General features: G+C 44.3%; 26 protein-coding genes, 1 riboswitch and 1 other annotated feature. Of the genes, 7 read left to right on the forward strand and 19 right to left on the reverse strand.

The features are described from left to right. Window positions 1-77: 77 nt before the first annotated feature. Window positions 78-617, reverse strand: coding sequence for a hypothetical protein (locus tag AC58QD_RS00490; RefSeq protein WP_497328885.1), 540 nt, complete (start codon window positions 615-617; stop codon window positions 78-80). A gap of 11 nt (window positions 618-628) precedes the next feature. Then, window positions 629-2308, reverse strand: a complete 1680-nt coding sequence (locus AC58QD_RS00495; RefSeq protein ID WP_497328887.1) for a glutamine--tRNA ligase/YqeY domain fusion protein — start codon at window positions 2306-2308, stop codon at window positions 629-631. A 72-nt stretch (window positions 2309-2380) separates the two neighbouring features. After that, window positions 2381-2634, reverse strand: a binding site (T-box leader). Between the two features lie 242 nt (window positions 2635-2876). Between AC58QD_RS00495 and qoxA the strand changes: the two genes are divergently transcribed. From qoxA to qoxD, 4 genes are read left to right on the forward strand one after another with little or no spacing between them, the layout of a single operon-like run. Then, on the forward strand, window positions 2877-3794 hold the full coding sequence (qoxA, locus tag AC58QD_RS00500; protein WP_497328889.1) for a cytochrome aa3 quinol oxidase subunit II: 918 nt from the start codon (window positions 2877-2879) through the stop codon (window positions 3792-3794). 2 nt (window positions 3795-3796) lie between these two features. After that, window positions 3797-5746 carry a cytochrome aa3 quinol oxidase subunit I gene (qoxB, locus tag AC58QD_RS00505; RefSeq protein ID WP_497328891.1) on the forward strand — a complete coding sequence of 650 codons (1950 nt, stop codon included), beginning with the start codon at window positions 3797-3799 and terminating at the stop codon, window positions 5744-5746. After that, window positions 5743-6339 (forward strand): cytochrome aa3 quinol oxidase subunit III, encoded by a 597-nt coding sequence (qoxC, locus tag AC58QD_RS00510; RefSeq protein WP_497328893.1) that lies wholly within the window; start codon window positions 5743-5745, stop codon window positions 6337-6339. Before qoxB ends, qoxC begins: the two co-directional genes overlap by 4 nt. Window position 6340: 1 nt before the next feature. Next, window positions 6341-6625, forward strand: a complete 285-nt coding sequence (gene qoxD, locus AC58QD_RS00515) for a cytochrome aa3 quinol oxidase subunit IV (protein ID WP_497328895.1) — start codon at window positions 6341-6343, stop codon at window positions 6623-6625. Window positions 6626-6665: 40 nt separating this feature from the next. On the opposite strand, the gene AC58QD_RS00520 is transcribed toward qoxD, so the two are convergent. The 5 genes from AC58QD_RS00520 to AC58QD_RS00540 form a co-directional block, all read right to left on the reverse strand. Further along, complete coding sequence (locus AC58QD_RS00520) at window positions 6666-6890, reverse strand: hypothetical protein (RefSeq protein WP_497328897.1); 225 nt, start codon at window positions 6888-6890, stop codon at window positions 6666-6668. A gap of 94 nt (window positions 6891-6984) precedes the next feature. Next, a complete protein-coding gene (locus AC58QD_RS00525; RefSeq protein WP_497328899.1) occupies window positions 6985-7929 on the reverse strand; it encodes an ATP-dependent DNA ligase in 945 nt (314 codons plus the stop codon). A 124-nt stretch (window positions 7930-8053) separates the two neighbouring features. Then, window positions 8054-8983, reverse strand: coding sequence for a phosphotransferase family protein (locus tag AC58QD_RS00530; protein WP_497328901.1), 930 nt, complete (start codon window positions 8981-8983; stop codon window positions 8054-8056). Between the two features lie 55 nt (window positions 8984-9038). Next, on the reverse strand, window positions 9039-9644 hold the full coding sequence (locus tag AC58QD_RS00535) for a hypothetical protein (protein ID WP_497328903.1): 606 nt from the start codon (window positions 9642-9644) through the stop codon (window positions 9039-9041). A gap of 305 nt (window positions 9645-9949) precedes the next feature. Beyond that, the gene (locus tag AC58QD_RS00540; RefSeq protein ID WP_497328905.1) at window positions 9950-10252 is read right to left on the reverse strand and encodes a Dabb family protein; all 303 of its coding nucleotides are present in this window, start codon (window positions 10250-10252) and stop codon (window positions 9950-9952) included. Between the two features lie 125 nt (window positions 10253-10377). Here AC58QD_RS00540 and AC58QD_RS00545 point away from each other — a divergent pair, with 125 nt between their 5' ends. Together AC58QD_RS00545 and AC58QD_RS00550 are read left to right on the forward strand one after the other, a co-directional pair. Beyond that, a complete protein-coding gene (locus AC58QD_RS00545) occupies window positions 10378-10953 on the forward strand; it encodes a PadR family transcriptional regulator (protein WP_497328907.1) in 576 nt (191 codons plus the stop codon). After that, on the forward strand, window positions 10925-11719 hold the full coding sequence (locus AC58QD_RS00550; protein WP_497328909.1) for an alpha/beta fold hydrolase: 795 nt from the start codon (window positions 10925-10927) through the stop codon (window positions 11717-11719). The genes AC58QD_RS00545 and AC58QD_RS00550 overlap by 29 nt, the downstream gene beginning before the upstream one ends. Here AC58QD_RS00550 and AC58QD_RS00555 read toward each other — a convergent pair. The 7 genes from AC58QD_RS00555 to AC58QD_RS00585 all read right to left on the reverse strand — a co-directional run bounded on the left by AC58QD_RS00555 (window position 11716) and on the right by AC58QD_RS00585 (window position 17762). Next, entirely contained in the window at window positions 11716-12684 is a 969-nt protein-coding gene (locus AC58QD_RS00555) for an alpha/beta fold hydrolase (protein WP_497328911.1), read from the reverse strand. The genes AC58QD_RS00550 and AC58QD_RS00555 overlap by 4 nt on opposite strands. Before the next feature lie 220 nt (window positions 12685-12904). Continuing rightward, window positions 12905-13678: a sporulation protein gene (locus AC58QD_RS00560; RefSeq protein WP_497328913.1), complete on the reverse strand. Its 774-nt coding sequence runs from the start codon at window positions 13676-13678 to the stop codon at window positions 12905-12907. Window positions 13679-13816: 138 nt separating this feature from the next. After that, window positions 13817-14500 (reverse strand): methyltransferase domain-containing protein, encoded by a 684-nt coding sequence (locus AC58QD_RS00565; RefSeq protein WP_497328915.1) that lies wholly within the window; start codon window positions 14498-14500, stop codon window positions 13817-13819. 341 nt (window positions 14501-14841) lie between these two features. Further along, window positions 14842-15384, reverse strand: a complete 543-nt coding sequence (locus tag AC58QD_RS00570) for a histidine phosphatase family protein (RefSeq protein WP_497328917.1) — start codon at window positions 15382-15384, stop codon at window positions 14842-14844. A gap of 16 nt (window positions 15385-15400) precedes the next feature. Continuing rightward, entirely contained in the window at window positions 15401-16180 is a 780-nt protein-coding gene (locus AC58QD_RS00575; protein ID WP_497328919.1) for a hypothetical protein, read from the reverse strand. 234 nt (window positions 16181-16414) lie between these two features. Next, complete coding sequence (locus tag AC58QD_RS00580) at window positions 16415-16813, reverse strand: GNAT family N-acetyltransferase (protein ID WP_497328921.1); 399 nt, start codon at window positions 16811-16813, stop codon at window positions 16415-16417. 52 nt (window positions 16814-16865) lie between these two features. Next, complete coding sequence (locus AC58QD_RS00585; protein ID WP_497328923.1) at window positions 16866-17762, reverse strand: pentapeptide repeat-containing protein; 897 nt, start codon at window positions 17760-17762, stop codon at window positions 16866-16868. A 202-nt stretch (window positions 17763-17964) separates the two neighbouring features. Here AC58QD_RS00585 and AC58QD_RS00590 point away from each other — a divergent pair, with 202 nt between their 5' ends. Next, the gene (locus AC58QD_RS00590) at window positions 17965-19035 is read left to right on the forward strand and encodes an SDR family oxidoreductase (RefSeq protein WP_497328925.1); all 1071 of its coding nucleotides are present in this window, start codon (window positions 17965-17967) and stop codon (window positions 19033-19035) included. A 68-nt stretch (window positions 19036-19103) separates the two neighbouring features. Here the strand turns inward: AC58QD_RS00590 and AC58QD_RS00595 are convergent, their stop codons facing one another. The 5 genes from AC58QD_RS00595 to AC58QD_RS00615 all read right to left on the reverse strand — a co-directional run bounded on the left by AC58QD_RS00595 (window position 19104) and on the right by AC58QD_RS00615 (window position 23746). Beyond that, complete coding sequence (locus AC58QD_RS00595) at window positions 19104-19478, reverse strand: winged helix-turn-helix transcriptional regulator (RefSeq protein ID WP_497328927.1); 375 nt, start codon at window positions 19476-19478, stop codon at window positions 19104-19106. A gap of 321 nt (window positions 19479-19799) precedes the next feature. Beyond that, a complete protein-coding gene (locus AC58QD_RS00600) occupies window positions 19800-20309 on the reverse strand; it encodes an SRPBCC domain-containing protein (RefSeq protein ID WP_497328929.1) in 510 nt (169 codons plus the stop codon). Window positions 20310-20327: 18 nt separating this feature from the next. Then, window positions 20328-20660 (reverse strand): ArsR/SmtB family transcription factor, encoded by a 333-nt coding sequence (locus AC58QD_RS00605; RefSeq protein WP_497328931.1) that lies wholly within the window; start codon window positions 20658-20660, stop codon window positions 20328-20330. 400 nt (window positions 20661-21060) lie between these two features. Next, window positions 21061-22221: a phosphoribosylglycinamide formyltransferase 2 gene (gene purT, locus AC58QD_RS00610; RefSeq protein ID WP_497328933.1), complete on the reverse strand. Its 1161-nt coding sequence runs from the start codon at window positions 22219-22221 to the stop codon at window positions 21061-21063. 75 nt (window positions 22222-22296) lie between these two features. Continuing rightward, a riboswitch (ZMP/ZTP riboswitch) is annotated at window positions 22297-22377 on the reverse strand. Window positions 22378-22531: 154 nt separating this feature from the next. After that, the gene (locus AC58QD_RS00615) at window positions 22532-23746 is read right to left on the reverse strand and encodes a ZIP family metal transporter (protein ID WP_497328935.1); all 1215 of its coding nucleotides are present in this window, start codon (window positions 23744-23746) and stop codon (window positions 22532-22534) included. Window positions 23747-23750 lie beyond the last annotated feature (4 nt).

Consider the following 23750-nt stretch of genomic DNA (forward strand, 5'->3'; position numbering starts at 1 on the left):
CAATTAAAAAAGGCTGCCAGTTTAGAGCTGGCAGCCACATGTTTATTTTCGCTATCGTGAACGTCAATCAATCTTTTCTATTCGGATTCAACTAATACTACTCCCATTTCTGATAATTCGTTATCGTCAAATCCACTTAAATGATCTGAAGAAACCCATTCATAATTAGCTAACCCAAGTCTTTGAGCTATTAGATAAGCTGGCGGGTTTTCATAGTTTATGTTGCTGTCCTTAAAGTCAAAAATTTGCTCAAGACCAACTATGGAGTTCCCTTGCGATATAACCAATTCTTCCAAGAATTCGAGATCGAATAGATTCTTCTCAATAACTAGGCCCTCTCCTGCCCAGTTTGCTTCAAAATCAAACACAAGTTCATCTTTATTGTATATTTTTAATGTCCACATATGTTCTTCGAGATAGACGTAATAGACTAGTATTCCAGGATTCATTTCGCTTACTACTTCGTCTACATTTTTACCTCGATATTCAACAACAAAGGTAACCCACCCATTCTGTTCCCCATAAACATACCCCGTCATTTCAGCATCGCGTAGAAGATTTATTGCTTTTGTTTGATCCAAAGTTTTTAGATGAAAGCTTTCGCTGAATTCACTCATTTAGGCCATCCTCATCTCTTATTCCAGGTATCTTTCAGCGGTACGATACGGTTGAATACAAGCTTGTCGCCGGTAGTGAACTTGTTATCTACACAAAAATAGCCATGACGGAAGAATTGGAATTTCTGTTCCTTGCGGGCATGTTGGACGGACGGTTCTATCATAGCGTCCTTTACGATAATATGCGAGTCCGGATTGATCGTATCCGTCCAATCCTTGTTGTCCTCATTCGGAATGTTAGGGTCAAGCAGTAGTTTCTCATACAGATGAACGTCAGCCTTTATGGCGTGCTCGGATGAAACCCAATGGATCGTCCCCTTCACCTTACGCCCGGTAAACCCAGTTCCACTCTTTGTAAGTGGATCGTAAGTACAACGCAGCTCTGTAATTTCTCCTGTATCCCGATCCTTGATTACTTCCTCACACCTGATGAAATACGCCCCCTTCAGCCTAACCTCGGCATTCAGACTCAGCCGATGAAAACCCTTGGGTGGCTGCTCCATAAAATCATCCCCCTCGATATAAATCGTGTTGGAAAAAGGAACCTTTCTTTTTCCCAAAGCTTCATTTTCGCTGTTGTTTTCAATCATTAACAGCTCCACTTCATCCTCTGGGTAGTTCGTAATGACGACCTTTAAAGGCTGCAAAACAGTCATGACGCTATTCGTATTTTCTTTCAGATCCTGCCTCAGGCAATGATCCAGCAACGAGATGTCGACCGTGCTTTGGGTCCGAATGCTGCCAATCTCCTCAATAAAGCTGCGAATACTGTTAGGCGTGAAGCCTCTTCTTCTTAAGCCTCGGAGCGTCGGAAGCCTGGGATCATCCCAGCCGTCTACGAAGCCCCCTTCTACAAGCGGCCTTAAAAACCGTTTGCTTGTCACAACACCCGTTAAATTCAACCGGCCGAACTCCCTTTGCCGCGGAGGTTCTGGTATATCAAGCTCGTTTAAGACCCATTCATATAAGGGTCGGTGGTCTTTGAATTCGATTGAGCATAAGGAATAGGTGATGCCTTCAATCGCATCTTGAATAGGATGAGCAAAATCGTACATTGGATAAATGCACCAGTCATTTCCCGTCCTGTAATGCTTAGCATGGATAATTCGATAAATAACAGGATCTCGCATATTTATATTGGGTGAGCCCATATCGATCTTGGCGCGAACAACCTTGGAGGAGGCCGGGAAGTCGCCATTTTTCATTTTCGCAAAAAGCTCCAGGTTCTCCTCGACTGATCGGTTTCTATAAGGGCTGTTTCTCCCCGGCTCCGTCAAAGTTCCTCGATACTCCGTTACTTCCTCTGGTGTCAAATCACAGACGTAGGCCTTCCCATTCTTGATTAATGTGATTGCAGCATTATATATTTCGTCCGAATAGTCTGAGCCGTAGTAGATATGATTTCCAGGATCGTAGCCGAGCCACTTGATATCCTCGATAATCGCGTTCACATACTCGATATCTTCTTTAAGGGGATTCGTGTCGTCAAAGCGTAAATGAAACGCTCCGTTAAACCTCCGGGCTATTGTATAATTCGTGTGTATAGCATAGGCGCTTCCAATATGAAGATAACCGTTAGGCTCGGGAGGAAATCGCGTGCACATGTCCCTTCCAAGTGATCCCAGCTCAAGCTCCTCACTAATCAGCCTAATTAAAAAATTTTCGGTCTGGTGCTCCCTCTCGTTAACCATGTCGACTCCTCCTAATGAACTTTATAAGTAGTAATCCGAAACAAAAAAAACTTCACCTCCAAGACATCATGTCTTGGGGACGAAATTCTCGCGGTACCACCCCAGCTTCATTAATATGTCGCCATATTAACCTCTTCAAGTACGGCATTGCAAGCAATGCTTATACTCTAGCTCTATAACGGGAGCTCCCGTCATGTCATCCCCGCCTAAGGTTCCGACATGCTGCTCAGAGGTTTGGTTCGGGGAAAAGTTCTATGCTCCTTTTCAGCTGCCGGAGCTCTCTGTGTTAGAACGTTTTTCCTTACTCTTCTCATCATCGCGTTTGAATATTGCTTCTATGATAACAAATCATTCCCTTTTTTGTAAATCAATATTCTTAGTTCAAACAAGCAGTCATTTCGCAACTACATACTTACCTACTTTTTACCACTTCTTGAACAAATCATGGCGTACTTGAAACAACTATGTGACGAATTTCACATAATTCTGTGACATCGTTCAAACTCGATTGTTTTATTGCTTCTGCGAAACTATGCTGTAAGTATCGATCCAGGAAAGGAGCTCTTTCATGAAAATCAAATGGGCTTTTCTCGCAGTAATTCTTACTATGGTCACAGGTTTAACTGGTTGCGGAAAATTAGCAGTCCTTGACCCTAAAGGACCGCAGGCTCAAAGACAAGCGGATGACATCATGCTATCGATCGGGTTAATGTCGGCTATTGTCATTATTGTTTTCATCATTTTATTGTTTATGCTATTCAAATATCGAGCCTCCAAACAAGCAGATGATTATGAGCCTCCTCATATTGAAGGAAGCAAGATTGTAGAAACGATCGTAGTTGGAATTCCCGTTCTCATTATTATTTTCCTTTCGGTTGTCTCCGTTCGGAGTAATTATATCGTTGAGGCAACACCTCAAGGATATGAAGGTCAGAAACCTTTAGTAGTCTACGCTTCCTCTTCTAACTGGAAATGGCATTTTAGTTATCCAGAACAAAATATTGAAACTGTAAACTACTTATACATCCCAACTAATCGCCCTCTTGAATTTAAGCTTTATTCTTACGGGCCGATCACCAGCTTCTGGATTCCTCAATTAGGAGGACAAAAATATGCAATGGCTGACATGGTAAACACTTTACATTTGGCGGCTGATGTTCCTGGTGAATACATGGGGCGTAATGCAAACTTCAGCGGTAAAGGGTTCGCAGAAAATACGTTTAATGTTAAAGCAATACCTGCAGCTAAGTTTGACGAATGGGTTAAAGAGGTGAAAGAAACGGCCAAACCTCTTACCGAAGACAAATTCAGCGAATTATTGAAACCAGGGCATCTTGGACAGTTGACGTTCACTGGAACTCATCTAGAATTTTTACCCCCGCCAGAAGACGGACATAATCATGGGTCAAGCAGCACAGATCCTGATCCAGATGCGGATGCTAATACTAAAAAAGATTCACATGGTTCACATGAAGGGAGACATTAAGCATGGACTTTTTTGAACGATTTGCTGTACCCCACCCAAGTCCAGCCATTTATGCATCCATGGTTGCCATTGCACTTACCGTCATTGCGATCATCGCAGGCTTAACTTATTTCCGAAAGTGGGGTTATCTTTGGCGTGAATGGCTAACAACGGTCGACCATAAACGAATCGGTATCATGTATTTGATATCCGCTCTCATAATGCTATTCCGTGGCGGTGTAGACGCATTGATGATGCGTGCGCAAACGGCCGTTCCCGATAATACGCTGCTGGATGCTCAACACTATAACGAAGTTTTCTCAACGCATGGAATTGTTATGATCATTTTTATGGCGATGCCTTTTATCTATGCCCTAATGAACTTCGTTGTTCCCTTACAAATTGGAGCACGTGACGTAGCTTTCCCGCGTTTGAATGCACTTAGCTTTTGGTTATTCTTCATGGGCGCCATGCTGCTCAATATCTCATTCGTCATTGGCGGCTCCCCTGATTCAGGATGGACGGCTTACTTCCCGCTTGCAGGGAATGAGTTCAGTGAATCTGTAGGAACGAACTATTATGCGCTTGCTCTTCAGATATCTGGTATCGGTACATTAATATCCGGCATCAACTTCATTGTAACCATTCTCAAAATGAGAGAACCTGGTATGAAATTGATGAAAATGCCAATGTTCACATGGTCTGCCTTAACCGCTAACATAATCGTTGTTTTTGCTTTCCCTGTATTAACAGTAGCGCTGATCATGATGACAATGGATCGATTATTCGGAACACACTTCTTTTCCATAACGAATGGCGGCATGGATATGCTGTGGGCGAACCTGTTCTGGGTATGGGGACACCCTGAGGTATACATCTTAATTTTACCTGCATTCGGTGTATATAGTGAGATTATCTCAACTTTTGCACGTCGAAACCTATACGGTTATAAATCCATGGTAGCGTCCATGGTGATTATCTCTTTTCTTTCTTTCTTAGTATGGACACACCATTTCTTTACAATGGGCCAGGGAGCACTGACCAACAGTATTTTCTCCATTACAACAATGGCCATTGCTATTCCGACCGGGATCAAGATATTTAACTGGTTGTTTACTCTTTGGAAAGGAAAAATTGTGTTTACCGTGCCGATGCTCTATGCAATAGGCTTCATTCCGATATTCACAATCGGTGGTGTGACCGGAGTTATGCTCGCCATGTCAGCCGCTGATTATCAGTACCATAATACGATGTTCCTGGTAGCTCATTTCCATTACACCATTATTCCTGGTGTCGTATTCGCCATGATTGCTGGACTCACCTATTGGTGGCCCAAAATGTTCGGCTTCATGCTCAATGAAAGGCTCGGGAAATGGGCGTTCTGGTTTATAGCTATCAGCTTTAATGTTACCTTCTTCCCCATGTTCTTTACGGGTTTAGATGGTCAAGCGCGTCGTATGTACACGTATTCCGAATCGACAGGATTTGGGCCGCTCAATATGCTTTCATTTATAGGAGCATTTGGCATGGCGGTGGGTTTTGGACTGCTTGTGTACACGATCTATTACAGCATTCGTTACGCTCCAAGGGATATCGGTTCAGACCCCTGGGATGCGCGTTCTCTTGAATGGGCTACGCATAGTCCAGTTCCTGCCTATAACTTTGCTATTACGCCAAAAACGAATTCAATCGAAGCATTTTGGGATTTCAAGAAAAAAGGTCATGACTTATTCCCGGGTGAGATTAAAAAAATTCATATGCCCAATAACACCGGCGCTCCATTTATTATGAGTTGTATCTTCTTTGCATGGGGATTTTCATTTGTATTCGGCATTTGGGTTTCTGTCATTCTCACTACAATAGCAATTTTTGCATGTTTGGCTTATCGGTCTTTCGAGAAAGATCACGGCTATTATATTTCTGTAGAAGAAATTGAACAAACAGAAAAAAAACTGCGAGGTGCTAATAAATGAAAATCGATCACTCGCTGCCGCTAGAATACAGCACAGAACAAAATCAACTGAATATACTAGGTTTCTGGATTTTTCTTGGAGCCGAAATCATGCTTTTTGGAACACTTTTCGCTTCCTATTTCACTCTAGTTGATGGTACTGGACTAGGTCCTACTGGTAAAGAAATTTTCGAAATCACACCAGTACTTATCGAGACCATTTTGCTTTTAACAAGCAGCTTTATGATTGGTCTTGGGATCCATGCCATGCGGATTGGCAATAAGAAAGCCATGATGACATTTTTTGCGATCACCCTTCTACTTGGGGCAGGTTTCTTATGTGTAGAAATTTATGAGTTCATTCATTATGTTCACATCGGAGCAGGACTGCAGACAAGTGCATTTACCGCGATCCTGTTAACAACATTGGGGACTCATGGAGCTCACGTTACATTGGGGCTATTCTGGGGATTATTCATCATGATTCAAATAAAAAGGGACGGTTTGACGCCTCAAACGGCTAATAAATCCTTCATCTTCTCACTTTACTGGCATTTCTTGGACGTAGTATGGATCTTCATCTTCAGCTTCGTCTATCTGAAAGGAATGATGTAATATGAAAGAGTTATTCCCAAGAAAACAAGTAATGGGTTTTGTCTTTTCGATTATCCTTACAGCAATCGCCCTGGCAGTATACTTCTTGGACATGTCATTCGCCGTCGGCATAACTGTGCTTCTTGTAACAGCGTTCATACAGGCAGGTCTTCAACTCGTTGTGTTTATGCATGCAGGTGAAACCGGCGATAGAGGGGCCATTTACACGAACATCTACTACGCTTTAGCCATAGCTTTGGTTACCATCTTCGGTACATTACTATGTATGGTCTGGGGCTTTATATGATTGTATGATTAATAAGGAGCGTCATTACTGACGCTCTTTATTAGTTTTTACTACCCTCTCCAGTTTTCGCCAGCATCTCTTCTGTTGCTACAAAGAACACGCCCATTACAAAAATAACAACCGCTCCCGAAATGGTACCTATCCCAATCGAAGTCATATTGCTGTGATTACTCCCAAAAAAACCTAATGAAAAAATGATAATTCCTATTGTGAGCAGCGAAATACCTACAACCTTTACTGCATTCAGTATCTGCATATTATTCATCCATTCAGTCATCTCCTTTACGCTATATTATTCACAAAGTTCACAGAAACGTCAATCTTTTTTATAGAAATGAGCAGTTGATGAGATAAATGCACTAATCGGGAAATACACAATCCGATAGCGGGCGGTTCACAAAAGCTTGAATACTAGGCTGGCGCAGCGATCGGCCTTCCTTCAGACGCCATTCTGTGTACATTACCTTGACGGTGAGCGACGGCTTCACCCATATTGCGTCTTCATACCGTTCCGGTGTATTGGCAAATGGACACTCCTTCACCCCATCAGGGGCAAGCCGCTCCGTCAAGTCACGCCAATCTCCCTTGCTTAGGCGGCCAGTGCCGGTGTGGCCTATATACCAAAAGCGCCCTTCCCGATCATATACCCCGAGCAGTACCGCATTAATGACTTTGTCGTTCAAGGTATAGCCGCCGATCGCCGCAATTACGTCTCCGTAGTTCTTAACTTTAGCCCAGTTCGAGGTTTTGCCGCCGATGATATAGGGGCTGTCCAACCTTTTGCATACAATGCCTTCCATTCCCTGCTGCCTCATTAATTGAAATAAAGCCTGTCCGTCGGGGTGATTATTAACCGGCTGCACGTTCTGAGTGGGAGTAAGAATTCCGTTCAGCAGATCGATCCGTTCTCGCAGAGGGCGGTTATTCACCCAGTTCCCGTTTAGAAAGAGCAGGTCGAATACCATGTAGTAGATGGGGACTTCCTTCTGCACTTGCTGAACCCGTTCCATTCGCCGCAGCCCGTCCCTGCGCATTACTTCATGAAAAGACGGTTTACCATCGGAGGCGAGTGCCACAATCTCTCCATCCAATATAAAAGATTTCGCTTTACAGTAAGACGATGCATCTTGAAGCTCCGGATAATGGTACGTCCTTTCGTTCAAGCGCCTATTATAGAGGGATATCCCACTTTCATCGGCATAAGTTAGAACCCTCACACCGTCCCATTTAATTTGGTATACCCAAGGATCTCCAACGGGTAATGTATCTTGCCTTACAGGTTCAAAGGGCACAATCGGCTTCAATGTTTACGTATCCCCCGTTTTTTACACATAGTGTTACCTGTTTTGGGGGAAAATATGAAATCTACAAAAGGGAGAGCAGGAGATTTAGTGGGATGACCGCCTTCTTGAATTGAAAAGTGCATACCTAGGAAACGCGGTTCAATAGGCTGAGCAAATAACTGTCCAGGCGTTCGATCATCATATCTTTTGTTAGTCCTGACATGCCTAAGGCTGTCCACCCGCCATATACTTCAGGCGGCCAGTAGGCAAAATCTATCAAAGTGACAAGGTCCCAATAGGGATCGTAGGTAAAAGATTCGCCAGCATGGCTTTGGTAATAAGACAAAAAATCGTCAGCAGTCTTTACATCGTGTAATAGCGCCAAGTTGACACGACAATGGCCGACATCAATGCCTGCAGGGCCGATACATCCATTGACCCAGTCGACGACGCCGCTGACCTCACCGCCATTCCATAATATGTTGGTAGGATGATAGTCTCTATGGATAAATCGCATTGTGACCACCGGGCGAGGTCCCATAATAATGTCAGCCGCGTCCCGCCACTTGTCGGGAAACTTAGACCAAACTGACGTATCCAGAGAAGAAGCGTCGCTGTATGGAGCGAACGTCCATGGAAAATCGTTCGGCTCCACGGCATGAATCCGCACAAGAGCTTGAGCCATTCCGGTCAACCATTGGGCGACGTTTGGTGGCTCCAATACGACTTTGCCTTCAAGTCGAGTCATAAGCACAGCCGGAGTGTCGCACTGACTTCCGTCTTCGTCGAAAGCGACGATTGTCGGCGTCTGCAGGTGGGCGGCGAAGGATGCCCGGCGTAAGCTTTCCGCTTCGCGAAGAGCCAGATCGGGTTCATCCCGCACCCACTCCTCATTATCGAACTGACGCAGCACGACGGCTCTCTCCTTGCCGTTTACGCACAGCGAAATGCGATGGACAAGTGAAGAGATACCTCCTTGAAGCTGTTGAACCGAGAGAACGTTTGCTCCTGGATGTACTGCTTCGACAACCCATCTAAGCGTGCGATCTGATATCGTTTTATTGCTCGTATGCATTGGAATCCATCCTTTTTATGTAAACTTTTAACGACTGCAACTCCTCAAAACAACCTTACGTAACCAATCTTCTTCCCATTCGCCATATGGCCAAACCGGTTGCCCACAGAGTCAGAGCGCTGCCAAAACCCACTATAGACATAAATGCATTAACCTGATGCTCCCCTATGGTGAACTCTTCCGGTACGAACATCCAAGTATTAATGGCGAGCAAACATAGAAGCGCTCCTGTCCAGTAATAAAGTCTGACTTGGAAAAGAGGAGCCAACGGGAAAAAATGAATGCCCACAATAAAAGCGACTACGATAGGGATAAGCTCGGAGTGCCGGGTAGCGTTGCATACTACAATGGCGATTGCGATTGCTACTCCTTCGGCCGCGAAAATAAGGTTGAACCAGAGCCTTGTATGTTTCCCTCGCCTTGTAGCTTTTGCGGAAGCCTGATTCGATAATTTTCGAGAAGAGATTACAAGTGAAATACCGCTGAGTAACAATGCAGCACCAATGACTACAGCACTGAGTAATAACAATGGCTCACCCCAACCCTGCAATCCCATAATTCCTGTGTACGCCCACAGAGTCCCGAACATCGCCATGAAAAATACGCCGGACGCCGTTCCGACCACCGCCTCTCTGGGAATCGTTCTTGATGTTGGTATCATAGTTGTAAATCTCCTCTCAAGGATTCATTCCCGTACCTGGGATGCTTTCAGTATAAGAAAATTGGTGAACCTTTGTAAGTACAAAAGTTCACCCTTTTAATATGAGAAAATTAAGTTGTTTCGGGTGAACAGTGTGAACTCTCTCACTCTCCCACCCATCGTGAATGCTTAAACTAGAGAACTATAACATTATTTCTAATTTCACAATTTGTTAACAGCTTTATTGGCATGTCAAAAAGCTGACTCCGCAAATAATGGAAACCAGCTTTTTCTACCATGATTAACACTCTGCACTTACGTTGTGGCTACAGCTTCGGGTAATCGACTACGATGACATTCTCCAAAATGCCTTCCAGCGATTTCACAAATTGCTGATGGACGGGATGTGGGCCGTATGCGCGCAGTGACGCAAGGTCTTCGAACGTAACCCTCAACCCGAGCGTGTAGCCGTGAATGTTGTTCGTTTCCTCAGTTACATTAATGCCTGCGCTTATATCCAATATTCCCGGGATTTGACCTTGAAAGGCGAGTAGTTGATCTAACAGCTCCTGCTGCTTTACGGGCGTGACGTTAGCATTGAATTTGAATACAACAAGATGTTCAAACATCGGTTGATTACTCCTTTATTATCAGGTTAGCATTTAATATTCGCGATTCTTTAGTGACTTCCTCTTTTATATACCTATTAGGTATGTTATCATCTGATTAACTTTATTTACAGGAAGTGAATGCAATGGCGTTTGTTATCTTAGGGCTTCTGATGCTTCGCAATTTATCCCAATATGATATTAAGAACGTGCTCCAACAGAAAGTATCTCCATTTTTTAGCGCGAGTCTTGGAAGTATTCAAGCTGCATTGAAAAAACTGGAGAGCAACGGCCATGTTGAATTTCATGAAGTAATTGAAAACGGACGAAGGAAAAAAATGTATACGCTAAACAGTCTAGGAAGGCAGCATTTTATAGACTGGATGCTTTCTTCACTCGTACCAAGTCGGTTAGAACAGGATGTAACTACACGATTGTTTTTCTTAGGGCTTATGACTCCAACAGAGCGGCTGGCTATTATACGTTCAGTAGTTACTCAACTGGAATCAACCGTTCAAGAATTTGAAGGTGCGTCTCTCCATGCCAATCAAAAAGCAGTACCAGAACATCTGAATCAAATAGTCACCTACCAACTTAAAACATTAGATTTGGGACTCTATTATCACCGAAGTATGTTGGAATGGTTTGAAAAATTGGCGAAAGAACTGGAGGCTGACCTAGGTGAACAGTGGGATGAAGAGAACAAGAAAACTGGTATATAGAAACACTCAAATTTCTTATCATATTATGATCAATGAGGGAAAAAATACGATTCTGATGTTGCATCCGGCATTTGCTGACCATGCAATATTCGAGACGCAATTAGCCTACTTTAAGACTGAATATCAGATCATTCTGCTAGACATGCCAGGTCACGGTAAAGACCCTATCCTAGAATCTAATGTCACTATAAAAGATATGCCCGAAATTTTGAACCTAATTTTGTCCGACAACAAAATAGAATCCTGCCATCTCCTCGGTGTCTCGATGGGATCACTTGTAGCACAAGCGTTTGCTGACCGTTATCCAGATCGGGTAAAATCGGTAATCATCGTAGGAGGCTATTCTATACATAAGGCGAATGAGCGTGTTTTGAAGGGGCAAAAAAAAGAAGCATTAAAGTGGATATTGTATCTCATATTTTCAATGAAAAAATTCAGAAATTATGTAATTTCAGATTCTTGTCACACTAATTCAGGGCGGGATACGTTTGCGCAGGGGATTAAACATTTTAGAAGAAGGTCTTTTTCAGCAATGGCTGGCATGAACACATTTTTTATTAATAAAGATACCCCCATGCCATACCCCCTGTTAATTATCGTAGGAGAACACGATCGTAAGCTTATTCAAGAAGCATCTGTTGAACTGCATGAAATAGAACAACAATCTCAATTGGTGCTTTTACCCGGGGCAGGTCATTGCGCAAATGTTGATGCTCCCAATGAATTCAACAAAGTTGTGGGAAACTTTATTCGCGCCTCAACTTAACGCATCTTCAATATCTCTTCCACTACCAGATCCGGACGATAATGGTGCACATAATGGTCAGCTTCCTCTACGAAGGTCTGTTTCCCGGATATAGACCACGATAACAACTCCTTCTGGCTTTCAAGCCAATTCTCGGCGGCCTTGCCGAAGCTCCCAGCGGTGATGGCCGTCAAGGGAACATCCAGCGGTTTTCTCCCTTGAAGTACTTTTTTCGCGTTTTTTTGACTCTGGCGCATTTCGTCGGTCATATTTCTGTTGTTGCCTTTAAGCAGTGTCGAGATGCGATCGAGTTCCTTCAAATCATCCGGCAGCAGCTTCATTCCATTCCGCTCACTTGCAATCGATTCAGCAAATCCATTGATATGATAAAGTCCCCTAGCCACCCCGAAACGGATAAGAAAACTTTGAAAATGAGAAATGATGGTTAATGGTGGCTGTTTGGAATACAATTCAGGGCTTCCGCCATCCAGCAACACAATCCCCTTTACTTCATCCGGATACATTTGCGCAAAACGAATGCTCTCTAGCGAACTTAGGGAATGGCTGACCATGATGAACGGGGGTTTTTCTCCGGATTGTTTAAGCCCTTCATGCATTTCCTCCACAATTAGATCGATATCACGCTTGCGATCCGTCATTTCGCTGTATCCATAACCAAATTTGTCGATTACGGCGAATCGGAACTGCCCGGCTATTTTGTCGTACAGAGGATAAAAATCAACATAGGGATTGACTGTTCCCCATCCCGCATTAAATATGACGGTCGAATCCCCATCACCACCACTGTAAATATGCATCTTGCGACCGAAAACATCAACCAGTTTACCCAGTGGCTTATATTTTGACTGATCATATCGTGCACCTGCCTGCTGATAAATAAAACCGACACATAATAAAAGAATCATAAGTGTTGTCCCGTAAAGCAACGTTTTCCGAACGAATCTCCTCCGCTTTCTTCTTGTCATAATTCGACTTCCTTTCATATACTTTATCCTTGAGCACAGGCTGCGCATAGCCCGAGCTAACCCATTGTATCAGTCGAATGTCAGCAGAATATAAGCGAGATTCAAAGATTTTATGTTGATATTAACGAGCCGGAATAAAAAAGAACCCAGAAAGGCGGTGAAATGCACCCCAGAGGCTCTTCTTGTGCGATTCGTTAGTTTATATTCGGGGACGGAGGTGTCAGACGAACCTCTCGATTACTTCTTCCAACTGCCGTGCAACCGCATGCGGGCCTGCTGTCAACTGCTCATTCGTCAAGCGGATCCGCACGAATGATTCGTCCATATCCATCGCTTCGGCGAACAAACTTGCAAGCCCTCTTGCCCTCCGGTCGATCTGCAGCAGCAGCTCCAGGCCGTTGTCGTTGCCTCCATGGAAAAAGATGACTTCCAACTCGTCGAGCTTCCCGCGGAATTGACGGGTTGGCACATATTCGAATTCTTGTACGAACGGATGACGTCCCCCAAGTCGCGAAGCGTATTCGCACTCCGCCTTCCTCAATCGGAAGTCAAGCACATCCAAAGCTTCAAAGACCGTATTCATGGCGCGCGTTGGCGAGACGTCAATGCGGTCTTTATCCCCGGGGTCGACTGCGCCACGAATATCCAGCTCCGTCTTCAACCAAACCGGCGTATGACCGATCGTAAGTGGCGTCTCCAAAGGAAGGTCGAACGAGAACGGAATTTCTTGTGTTTGCCCGGCCAGTATGTCGAATGGTTGGCTTACATTATAGCGAGCCACTTCCGCGTTCTGACGATATTTGTTGTCGTTGCTCTCCTTGATATATTCCGTCATCACCACCACTTGGATCGCTTCGATGCGCTGCTCGACGCTGCCGCCGCGTATTCGCACGACGCCGTGCAGTGCTTCGCCCGGCTGGTATCGGTCTTTTTCCAACAGCGTATCAATCGTGGCCGAGCCGATTCCGATGCTTGCCAATATCCGGTTAAACATTCAAATCAACCTCCAGAAGTTGTATGAGTCAGTGCCTTGATTAAGAATACGGAAGTGAACAGCGTTACGTTTCATATCACTTGTAATCCTGCAGTCTGGAGTTATGATAATAACGTTACCGGATAAAGGCTTATAGTTTTACTTATTCAATTTTGGTGCAGCTATAAGAAGTAGCGAGAGCGGTTTACCTGAGGTTGGATGAATCGGTTCTTTACAATGTTGGAGCTCAAGTCCAGCAATTGTCAACTCATTCAACCACGCTCCCATTGTCCGATAATACCAAGGCATTCTGGATTTATACCCTTCACCCATGGTAGAGAAGGACTCTTCTTTCCAACTGCTTTCATACCGGTCATCTTGAGTTAAATTATACGGATGTAATGTATGTATGATGATAACTCCATTGGATGAAAGAATTGATGTGAGTGATTGCAAAATTGGTGTTATTTCTTCAGAGAATAAAGAAAAATTACACACTGCAACGTCAAAATCATGGCCAATCTTGAACGGATTCCTGCCAAAATCCAAATAGTTTAAATGGTGAAAAATACCTCCTCCGGCAGAAGACGCTTTTTCCACAAGTTCTTCACTCCCGTCAAAACCCACTACTTCTATACCTTGTTCGTTTAGAGCACGGGCCAGCCACCCCTCGCCACAACCCGCATCAAGGACTTTTATGGGCCGTAATGAGATGATCTCATTTAAGATTGCAAGATCAGTTGACACCTTTCTACTCTCAATTTGTTTAAGACGAACCGAATTAGTCCATGCTTCTGCGTTCGTTTTCCAACTTTCTTCTAATTGATGTTCTAGTTCTTTCATCTTAACCTCCACCATATTATTGGTTATTCCATAATTATAGCTCAACAATCCTGCACGTTAACGTAACATAGGCTGCCTTACGGCAGCCCAGTACTTTCCAAGCATTGATCACCCATAACGGAAAATATGTGTGTTACACAAAAGCGGATGTTATTTTAGCGAAATTCACTTCGATTTTTTCTTTGCTGCGGATCTTCCCTGTTTGTTCGGATCGTTCGATGGTGGTGCGGCATGTTGTGAACCGTTGGGCTTGATTGTATCGCTCATGGATTAAGCTCCTTTCCTTTGGCTTCAGGTTAGTTATTCGCCAATCTGAAGGAAACTATAACTCCTTGGAACTATTAATTACCGGAAGTCGAATTGAAATTATACACTCTATATTGTCCATTATCTGAAGAGAATCTTATAATATTCCCGTCTTCAGGTATACCTTCAAAAAAAGCCCCAATACAACCCGTTGTACATCTGTGCCCAGATAATAAAATATTTACTTCTCTTAAGCCATATTCAAATTGTAGTTCATTCATAAATTCAAAAATTCTTTTAATAAAAGTATGAATTTCTTCTACGCCTCTATAAACCTTAGAATCAGGAGCTAGTCCAGCCAATTTCACTTCGCCTTTTTTTAATCGGTCCGCTTCACCTAAATCAAAAACATCAAGTCGTTTATCAATTAATACTTTTATACCTGTTGCTATCTCTGCTGTTTGAACAGCTCTTTCTTGTGGCGAGGAATATACATAATCAAATTTTATATTTTGTAGGTTGTCTCTTAAACATTCCGCTTGCTTAATACCAACTTCATTTAATGGCAACCCTTGTCTTCCTTGTAGTCTTCCTTCTTTGTTCAAGTCCGTTTGCCCGTGTCTAATTACATAAATCATTGTTGCCGCCTCCACATTAAATAAACTTTTGCTTGGACTCTTCAACGTAATTAGCCACTTGCTTATACCTACTGGTATATCCTTTGACATTGCTCATTAACTTTTCATCATATTCATATGCTAGTTTGGCAATATAGTCGAAAATTCCCCTCTTGTCTGAGATATCTAATTGAGACAACCTAATTTTAATAGGTAATTGTTCTTCAAACCCAAACCTATGTATATTGGTTCCGTGCCTAATGTCCCTTTCAATCATCACAACCACTAAATAATCTCGAACTAAATCCAGAAGCAAATGCAACCCAATTAAATTATCATTCCGTGCAAATTTCTTAATAGCCATAAAATAATTAAACCAAGTGTTATTACTATCATACGATTCAAACGAAAAGTGCCGAGCAATATTCGGTATTCTCTCACTAAGTTCAAGTTCCCCATAAATAATTGTAGAAGACTGGTTTTTTTGAGATTCTGTCAAAATCCACTCTTTATATGAGCAAAAATGCGCATCAAGTAAGTGAATTGAAGAATCCACTGCAACAGCAGTTCTATACAATAATGATTGTTCACTGTACCTATACATTTCACTTCCGACAACTAATCCGATAGCATTGGTTGCCTCAATAATCACTTGTTCATTGATAGGAAAATCTTCATTCAATATAATTAATAAGTCTGTATCTGACCATAAATCAACTTCTGCATCTGTTTGGTGGCTACCACGAAGGACAATTCCCTTTACTCCCTTTAGGTTTTCTGTAATTCCACTAACCACATGATTTAGGAAAGAGTTCACGATTCATCCCCTTTTCGATATGTTATTGTCCAGCTCTTAGAACCTACTGAATTGTGTCATACAAGTCTACTTCAATCTCTTTTATTTCCTTATTTCCCCATACATCAGAGATCTCTAGATGCCAGGATCTTTGCACTCTTTCAAGTTTATTTTCTTCGATCCAATTATGTAGTTTCTCATAAGTATTTCTAATTTCATAACTGGGTCCCTTATGTCTTATAACGTCAAAGTTCTTTACTTTTTTCTCGGTATCAAAAATGCTTTCTCTGTCTTTTCAAAACCGATGCGTGGATAATATTCCATTGCGGTCGGTGCAGAAAGTAATAATAAAGAAACCTCTTCTCCTAAGTGTTCCTGTAAACGTCTAACAAGTTCTGTTCCAATACCAGTCTTTTGATATTCCTTACTTACCGCTAAATCCGATAAATAACAACAGTATGAGAAATCAGTAATCGCTCTAGCAATTCCTACTAGCTTTACTCCGTCCCAAGCAGAAATAATAACATCAGCATTTTCAATCATTCTTTGAATCCTTTCAAGATCATCAACAGGACGTTTAATTCCAGAACTTTTAAAAACACCTGAAACATCCTGGGAAAGAAGCAGAGCATTAACTTTATACTCTATTGTCATATGTGCACCTCTTATCTATTAATAATATACATAAATTGGAATGGTGAGAAGGTTAGTTTTGTTTGGGTTCAGATACTCCGATTGTGGTCCAGTGCATCGGCCGAGTGAGAGAAGGCGGCAATTTGGTGTTGGCATCCCCCTTCGCCGCGTTGATCTGGGCTTGGGTGAGAAAAATACTTTCGGTGAGGTCTGCGCCTCTTAGATCAGCGTCTCGGAAATCGGCCCCGATGAGATCAGCCACTCTCATGTCGGCGTCTCGGAGGTCCGCAGCAATAAGATAGGCCCCTCTCAAATTGGCGCCTCTTAGGTCGGCACCTCTTAATTTGGCACCCATAAGGTCAGCACCTCTGCCGTAGGTTTTCCGACGACTTGAGGGTCCTTTTTTCGAGCGAAAGGCTTCGGCACGCACGAGTTCGCTAGTCCGCAGGAGCAGAGCATTGACATCTGCCCGGTGCGCTGCTACGTCCAGTTCCATGATTGAGTCGGGATCGAGGTGTGTAAGACGTTCTGTCTTGTCAAACGCCAAACGGAGCTCTCCTTGAATGGGTCGGGCTGGTTGTAACGTTAACGCTTCGGACATATAAAAAAGGAGCTCATGGAGTTGCCTCATGATCGGGAACACCTCAAACATTTGTTTCGCGGATCCTGGGGCTTGCCGCCAGTCGTGTCCACCGAAGGTAAATCGAGAAACCTTTTGTCCTGCACCGAAGCAGTCAAAAACAGTGCAACCTCTAAAGCCAAGCTGCCTGAGGCTGTTGTGAACTCCACAACGGAAGTCCGATTGCAAGTTTTGACAGGGCTGTCCTGCATCTTTGTCAGTCGCGAAGTCTGCCGAAGCAGCAAAGGGCAGCGCAACACAGCACAAGCCGAAGCAGTTCTCGCAGTCCGCTTGCAGACTGAGGCGGCTACTCTCGAGGTAAGTCCCTGAATAATCGTGATTCTCAGACATTGCGTGGTCTCCTTCCACTTCCCTATAGAATATTTTGTACAATTCTTACATGTTATTACTGAATATTCTCTCCGTCAATCCTTGTTCGATTGCCTTTTATAACTTCCAGGTTCCTATATGACTTCAAAGTGCGTACTTTTCAAGAACTGCTCCAGGGAGCACAATGAGAAAGAACCCACTACGGATTAGGAGAGGATAACTTGTGAAAATTGAAAAAGTCTTGCGACGCAAAACCGCTCTTGTCGTAGGAGCCAATGGCGTTATTGGTAGGAATCTAATCGAATATCTGGAACAGCTCCCCGATTGGGACATCATCGGTGTATCAAGGCGGGGTGGTGAATCGAACGGACGAGTCAGGTATGTAGCCGTAGATTTGCTTAATGAAAGTGATACCTATGAGAAACTGAGCAGTCTGACGGATGTCACCCATATCTTCTATGCAGCATATCAAGATCGCCCTACATGGGCTGAGCTGGTTCCCCCCAACCTGACCATGCTTGTCAACGTCGTCCGTGCAATCGAGCTTGTTTCTCCATGCCTCGAACATATCAGTTTAATGCAGGGTTACAAAGTGTATGGCGCACACCTCGGTCCATTCAAGACACCAGCCCGTGAAACTGACGCCTATCATATGCCACCTGAGTTTAATGTCGACCAACAACAGTACCTTGAACAGCGGCAGCGAGGAAGCAACTGGACCTGGTCGGCACTCCGCCCTTCCGTCGTATGCGGGTATGCACTGGGCAATCCAATGAACCTGGCGATGGTTATAGCGATCTATGCATCCATGTCAAAGGAACTCGGGTTGCCACTCCGCTTTCCTGGAAAACCCGGGGCATACCACAGCCTATTAGAGATGACCGACGCGGGACTTCTGGCGAGAGCCACCGTCTGGGCGGCGACCGATGAACGTTGCGCGAATCAGGCCTTCAACATCACGAACGGTGACCTCTTCCGATGGAACGAGCTTTGGCCAAAGATTGCCAAGTATTTCGGTCTTGAGACAGCTCCCCCGCTGCAAATGTCTTTAGAGGTGGTCATGGCTGACAAAGAGGGGCTATGGAACGCCATGGTGGAGAAGCATGCTTTGGTGAATAACAGCTACGAGGACGTCTCTTCCTGGCGTTTTGGGGACTTTGTTTTTTCCTGGGATTACGATTTTTTTGCTGACGGCACAAAGGCGCGCCGTTTCGGCTTCCACGACTTTATTAATACAGAAGAGATGTTTTTTAACGTATTCGATGAATTTCGTCGACGCAAGCTCATCCCCTGACTGACCCAATGCGACATACAAGAAACCGGCCTCTGAAGTCTACAGACCGGTTTCTGCTTTATAACAAATCATGCTCCGTCCACTAGTGGGGGCCCGGCCAAGATTTTGGCCTTATCACCGTAAACACGCTCAACATGCGTATCTCCCCATTTGCACATCAGATGGAGAATTTCTTTCAAGCTCCAACCATACTCCGTCAGCTCATACTCAACTTTTGGCGGCACCTGGTTGTATGAAATACGGTTAACTACACCGTCCTCCTCCAGTTCCCGCAATTGTTGCGTTAGCACTTTTTGTGTGACCGAAGGCATTAGATTCATCAGCTCGCCATTGCGTTTCTTACCGAACGTGAGATGGAACAAAATTACCGGCTTCCACTTGCCTCCGATTACTTCGAGCGTCACTTCCACCGCCGTATTGTACGTTCTCCCCGGTTCCAGCATAGGATTCCTATCCCCTTCCTGACCTTTACGATACCCTCTTATGCCTGTGGGTGCAAGCCCGACTATACACAATGAGCATACTAACTTTGTTCATATGCATCCAACAACTGTTTAATTGACCTCTCCCTAATAATTAAATCATTACATATGAGTTGTTGAGAAGCAACGTAAGCAAGGGTAATTATTACTAACAATATGGCTATTTCATCATGGATACCGTTACATCTAATTAGTACAACAGAAAAGCGAAGGACTGCCACACGGCAGCCCTTCGGTAATGAAATATCGATACCTGATAGTGTAAGGAATCTGATGAAGTGGTTATTGTATCGATTGCAAATGCTCTTCCAGACGATCCCAAGTCTCAGTAATTCCTTGCTCCATCCCCATTTCCATGACGGTTTTGAGAGCTTCGGCGGAAGCGTATTCACCACGGCTGACAAGCTTCGTCTTTCCTTCGTGCTCGACGAATGTCATCGTAACCAGAGTTGAAGGCATCCCTTCCGCTTCATTCCCTTCGGCATCCGAGAAGTAGTCGACGTATACGATCTTCTCAGCCTCTTCAATTTCCTTGTAGACCGCTTTGCCCCAAGATTCGAATCCGTAAAAATCCCCTTGGTTCTCATCGATACACTTCATGCAGTAATGCCAGATGCCGCCTGGACGAAAATCGACGTTGCAAACCGTAAGCGTCCATCCACGAGGCCCCCACCAGTGTTTCAGATGCTCAGCCTCTGAGAATGCTTTGAATACGAGCTCGCGCGGAGCATCAAATACACGCTCCAAAATAATTTCCTGTCCCTCTACCTTGACACTCATTTTGTTCGACATTGAAAGTTCCTCCTGAAATTAGTTATTAGTTTTGTTTGTCTTCGATTGAAGCTTCTGCAAATAATTCTCCAGATTGTCGAATCGTTCATTCAATACACTTCTGTAGGTTTTAAGCCAAGCGTCCAGTGCTTGGAACTGCTCCAATCGGAGCTTGTAGTTCCGGCGATTGGCGACAGCTTGTACCTCGACAAGCCCAGCCTCCAACAGGACACGCAGATGCTTCGAAGCCTGAGGCTGACGGAGTTGAAGACGATCGGCGATATCCCCTACTGTCAATGGACCGTCAAGCAGGAGCTCTACAATACGTAAACGGTTGGGTTCGGCAAGTGCACTAAATGTTGTTATATCCATGATTCGGATGTTCCTTTAATGGATCCGTTATTACAAAGGGTACGGCGCGGGCTATACTTCCAATTTCAGTCATCTCAGGCCACCTCAATTCGCTTGTTATTTACCGTACTCACAAACACAATATACCATTCAAGGAATATTCCTGTCAATGAATATTATAAAAAAAATGTTTTGTACTCGAATGAGCTAAGCTTTGCATAATTAACATCTCACCCGTAAGCAGAGAAGACCACCGATTGATGTCGGCGGTGTATATACTTATCAGCATTTTCAATCAACATAAAAAAGGAGCCGCCACAAGGCAACTCCTAGACTATTGTTACTCATTTGTTAAAAAAGGAAGAATCGGTTTCATCAAGCTTGTGTCCTTTGAGAAATCTTCACTTCACATAGCGTAAATCTATGCTTCGTCAACGCTAAGCTTCTTCAATGCCTGAGTCGCGCGATCACGTGCCTCCTCGACCGTGGAGCCCGAAGATAATGCTACAGCCATGCGCCGTCCTTCCTTCGTGACAGGTTTGCCGAAGATACGCAACTGGGTGTTTGGAACGGACAGCGCCTGGTCCACTCCATTTATGCGATAGTTTTCCAACTCACGTCCCACTTTCAGCGGGCGACTGGCGCCCGGCGTGATCAACACGATCTCCGGGACCGGATACCCCAGTATAGCGCGGACGTGTATCGCGAATTCGGAAAGATTTTGCGTCACCAACGTCACTAACCCCGTATCGTGAGGCCGTGGTGAAACTTCGCTGAAGTACACCTTGTCCTCAGTCAGGAATAGCTCTACACCGAACAGACCATATCCGCCAAGCTCGTCCGTAATCGACTTCGCGATATGCTTCGCTTCTTCGATCTGGCGATCTGTCATCTCATGGGGCTGCCAGGATTCGATGTAATCCCCGCTTTCCTGAATATGCCCGATTGGAGCGCAGAAGCTCGTCCCGCTCACCGAACGAACCGTCAGCAGCGTTATCTCCGACTGGAAGTTAATAAATTCTTCGATTATAACGCGCCCGTTCTGTACTCGCCCGCCTTCCATTGCGATATTCCAGCACTGCTCAGAGTCCCTCTCTTCACGACAAACGCTCTGCCCTTTTCCCGATGAACTCATGAGAGGCTTGACGACGCAAGGGTAGCCCGTCTCCTTCACGGCTTGTAAGAATTGCTCGTACGTATCGGCGAATTTGTAGCCGGCCGTACGCAGCCCCAGCTTTTCTGAGGCAAGCCGACGAATCCCTTCGCGATCCATCGTAAGCTTCGCTGCCCGGGCTGTAGGGATAACGCGATACCCTTCTGCCTCTAATTTCACTAGTTCTGAAGTTGCTAAAGCCTCTATCTCAGGTACAATGAGGTCCGGCTTCTCCTTTTCGATAATTTCCCGCAGTTGCTCCTGATCCAGCATATCGATTACGTAACTGCGGTGGGCGACCTGCATGGCAGGTGCATGCGCATAGCGGTCTACTGCAACTGTCTCCACGCCTAAGCGTTGAGCTTCTATGATGACTTCCTTTCCCAATTCTCCTGAGCCCAACAACATTATTTTTTTTGTACTAAACATCGGTTCGTCCCTCAATTCATCCTATTTTTGTACATCTCGCGAAGAAAAATAAAAGAGGTAAGGAAAAAATCTCCTTACCTTTGCCCAGGCGTACGGCTTATTCGATCTATGTGCTCCCTCATGGTTCCCCATGCTCCGCCAGTCACACACAAATATTTAAGTTGTTAGGTAGATCATACTGAAATCTTTGGAGAATTGCAATATCGCTTCACACTTTCAAAGGCTTGGTAGAAAATCAATTTGCATCCTTAGGAAGTATTCGTACACTCATGAGATACTCCATGACTCTCTATCTATTAACGGCTCCATTCTAAAATTTCACAAGCATCGCCGTCGCATACATAAACAAGATACCGACAGTTACTCCACTGAAATTAAGCCATGAAACTGCAGCATAACCCTTTTCGGCAGATTCTTTCCATATCATTTTAGAGATAACGACAATTACCTGCAGGATAGCCCCTGCGCCAATTCCAAAGAAAAGTGCTGCAAAGGTTGGATTAAACAAAAATCCGCCTGTCCACGTTCCTAGGATTGCCGGTGCACCGGCGATGAGGGCAAGTAATGCGAATGTTCGCCAGGTCGGTCGATCTTTAAGTAATGGAGCCGCAATACCTACTCCTTCGGTTATGTTATGGAGTGTAAACCCTATGATCAGGAATGTTCCAAGAGCTGCTTCTCCGACAGCAAATGCAACGCCTATTGCAAGTCCTTCTCCAAAATTGTGTAGTCCGATCCCTGTTGCAAGCTTATAGGATATTTGTTTCCCCTCTGCCCCGTTTTTCAACTTGCGTTCATTCATTTGATCAACTGCTATCAAGAATAAGAAACTGAGTAATGCACCAAACCAGACTAGACCTGTGCCCTGAAATACTCCAGGAGCAGCCCCTGCCATTTCAAATCCTTCTTCAATCGTATCCACGAACAAGAAAACTAATAACCCGACTGTAAATGCAAGGATCGCCTGCATCCCTTTAGATGAGAATCTCCTCATAAAGGGAAACCATAACAGACCGAGCCCAACAGGAATGACTCCCACATAAAATCCAATTAAAGCATACTGTAAAAATCGTCCAGCCTCGGCCACAGGTGTTTTGGTTGCAGCAGCCACTTCACCCACGAAGATGAGCCCGTTACTAGTAATGAATTTGATTTCATGCGGATCCCCTTCTACCCAGGGGTAAGGGATGGAGACTGTACTTGAATCGAAACGTCCTAATTTGTCACTAGGTTCAAAGGTTGCATTCCAAAAAGAACCGTCTACTACGACTTGTGCAATCGTGACCTCTTCTGGACCAGAATTCAGCACTTTTACAACAAAACCATCATCCGTGAGTTTAATTTTCTCGATGTTTAGTACTTCAATAGGTGCAGCTGGTTCATTCTTGACCCCCGTCCCCAACATGGCAATTGCGGTAATTAGGGCAATCAACAGGATAGCAGGTAATACAGCCCACAGGATTAGTTTTCCATTAGATTTACTCATCCTTGGATTATTCGTTAAATTTGTTTGTAAGTCGCTCATGATA

The organism is Paenibacillus sp. J2R1T-4 (assembly GCF_059692235.1).

Excerpts from the sequence above, each read along its gene's own strand:
- AC58QD_RS00565 (WP_497328915.1), bottom strand. The coding sequence starts at position 14,500 with ATGAAAGAACTAGAACATCAATTAGAAGAAAGTTGGAAAACGAACGCA.
- AC58QD_RS00520 (WP_497328897.1), bottom strand. The coding sequence starts at position 6,890 with ATGAATAATATGCAGATACTGAATGCAGTAAAGGTTGTAGGTATTTCG.
- AC58QD_RS00560 (WP_497328913.1), bottom strand. The coding sequence starts at position 13,678 with ATGTTTAACCGGATATTGGCAAGCATCGGAATCGGCTCGGCCACGATT.
- purT (WP_497328933.1), bottom strand. The coding sequence starts at position 22,221 with ATGTTTAGTACAAAAAAAATAATGTTGTTGGGCTCAGGAGAATTGGGA.
- AC58QD_RS00535 (WP_497328903.1), bottom strand. The coding sequence starts at position 9,644 with ATGATACCAACATCAAGAACGATTCCCAGAGAGGCGGTGGTCGGAACG.
- AC58QD_RS00550 (WP_497328909.1), top strand. The coding sequence starts at position 10,925 with ATGAAGAGAACAAGAAAACTGGTATATAGAAACACTCAAATTTCTTAT.
- AC58QD_RS00595 (WP_497328927.1), bottom strand. The coding sequence starts at position 19,478 with ATGCTGGAACCGGGGAGAACGTACAATACGGCGGTGGAAGTGACGCTC.
- qoxC (WP_497328893.1), top strand. The coding sequence starts at position 5,743 with ATGAAAATCGATCACTCGCTGCCGCTAGAATACAGCACAGAACAAAAT.
- qoxD (WP_497328895.1), top strand. The coding sequence starts at position 6,341 with ATGAAAGAGTTATTCCCAAGAAAACAAGTAATGGGTTTTGTCTTTTCG.
- AC58QD_RS00555 (WP_497328911.1), bottom strand. The coding sequence starts at position 12,684 with ATGACAAGAAGAAAGCGGAGGAGATTCGTTCGGAAAACGTTGCTTTAC.
- AC58QD_RS00495 (WP_497328887.1), bottom strand. The coding sequence starts at position 2,308 with ATGGTTAACGAGAGGGAGCACCAGACCGAAAATTTTTTAATTAGGCTG.
- qoxA (WP_497328889.1), top strand. The coding sequence starts at position 2,877 with ATGAAAATCAAATGGGCTTTTCTCGCAGTAATTCTTACTATGGTCACA.
- AC58QD_RS00545 (WP_497328907.1), top strand. The coding sequence starts at position 10,378 with ATGGCGTTTGTTATCTTAGGGCTTCTGATGCTTCGCAATTTATCCCAA.
- AC58QD_RS00615 (WP_497328935.1), bottom strand. The coding sequence starts at position 23,746 with ATGAGCGACTTACAAACAAATTTAACGAATAATCCAAGGATGAGTAAA.
- AC58QD_RS00530 (WP_497328901.1), bottom strand. The coding sequence starts at position 8,983 with ATGCATACGAGCAATAAAACGATATCAGATCGCACGCTTAGATGGGTT.
- AC58QD_RS00585 (WP_497328923.1), bottom strand. The coding sequence starts at position 17,762 with ATGTCTGAGAATCACGATTATTCAGGGACTTACCTCGAGAGTAGCCGC.
- AC58QD_RS00600 (WP_497328929.1), bottom strand. The coding sequence starts at position 20,309 with ATGTCGAACAAAATGAGTGTCAAGGTAGAGGGACAGGAAATTATTTTG.
- qoxB (WP_497328891.1), top strand. The coding sequence starts at position 3,797 with ATGGACTTTTTTGAACGATTTGCTGTACCCCACCCAAGTCCAGCCATT.
- AC58QD_RS00580 (WP_497328921.1), bottom strand. The coding sequence starts at position 16,813 with ATGACAATAGAGTATAAAGTTAATGCTCTGCTTCTTTCCCAGGATGTT.
- AC58QD_RS00605 (WP_497328931.1), bottom strand. The coding sequence starts at position 20,660 with ATGGATATAACAACATTTAGTGCACTTGCCGAACCCAACCGTTTACGT.
- AC58QD_RS00570 (WP_497328917.1), bottom strand. The coding sequence starts at position 15,384 with ATGATTTATGTAATTAGACACGGGCAAACGGACTTGAACAAAGAAGGA.
- AC58QD_RS00490 (WP_497328885.1), bottom strand. The coding sequence starts at position 617 with ATGAGTGAATTCAGCGAAAGCTTTCATCTAAAAACTTTGGATCAAACA.
- AC58QD_RS00540 (WP_497328905.1), bottom strand. The coding sequence starts at position 10,252 with ATGTTTGAACATCTTGTTGTATTCAAATTCAATGCTAACGTCACGCCC.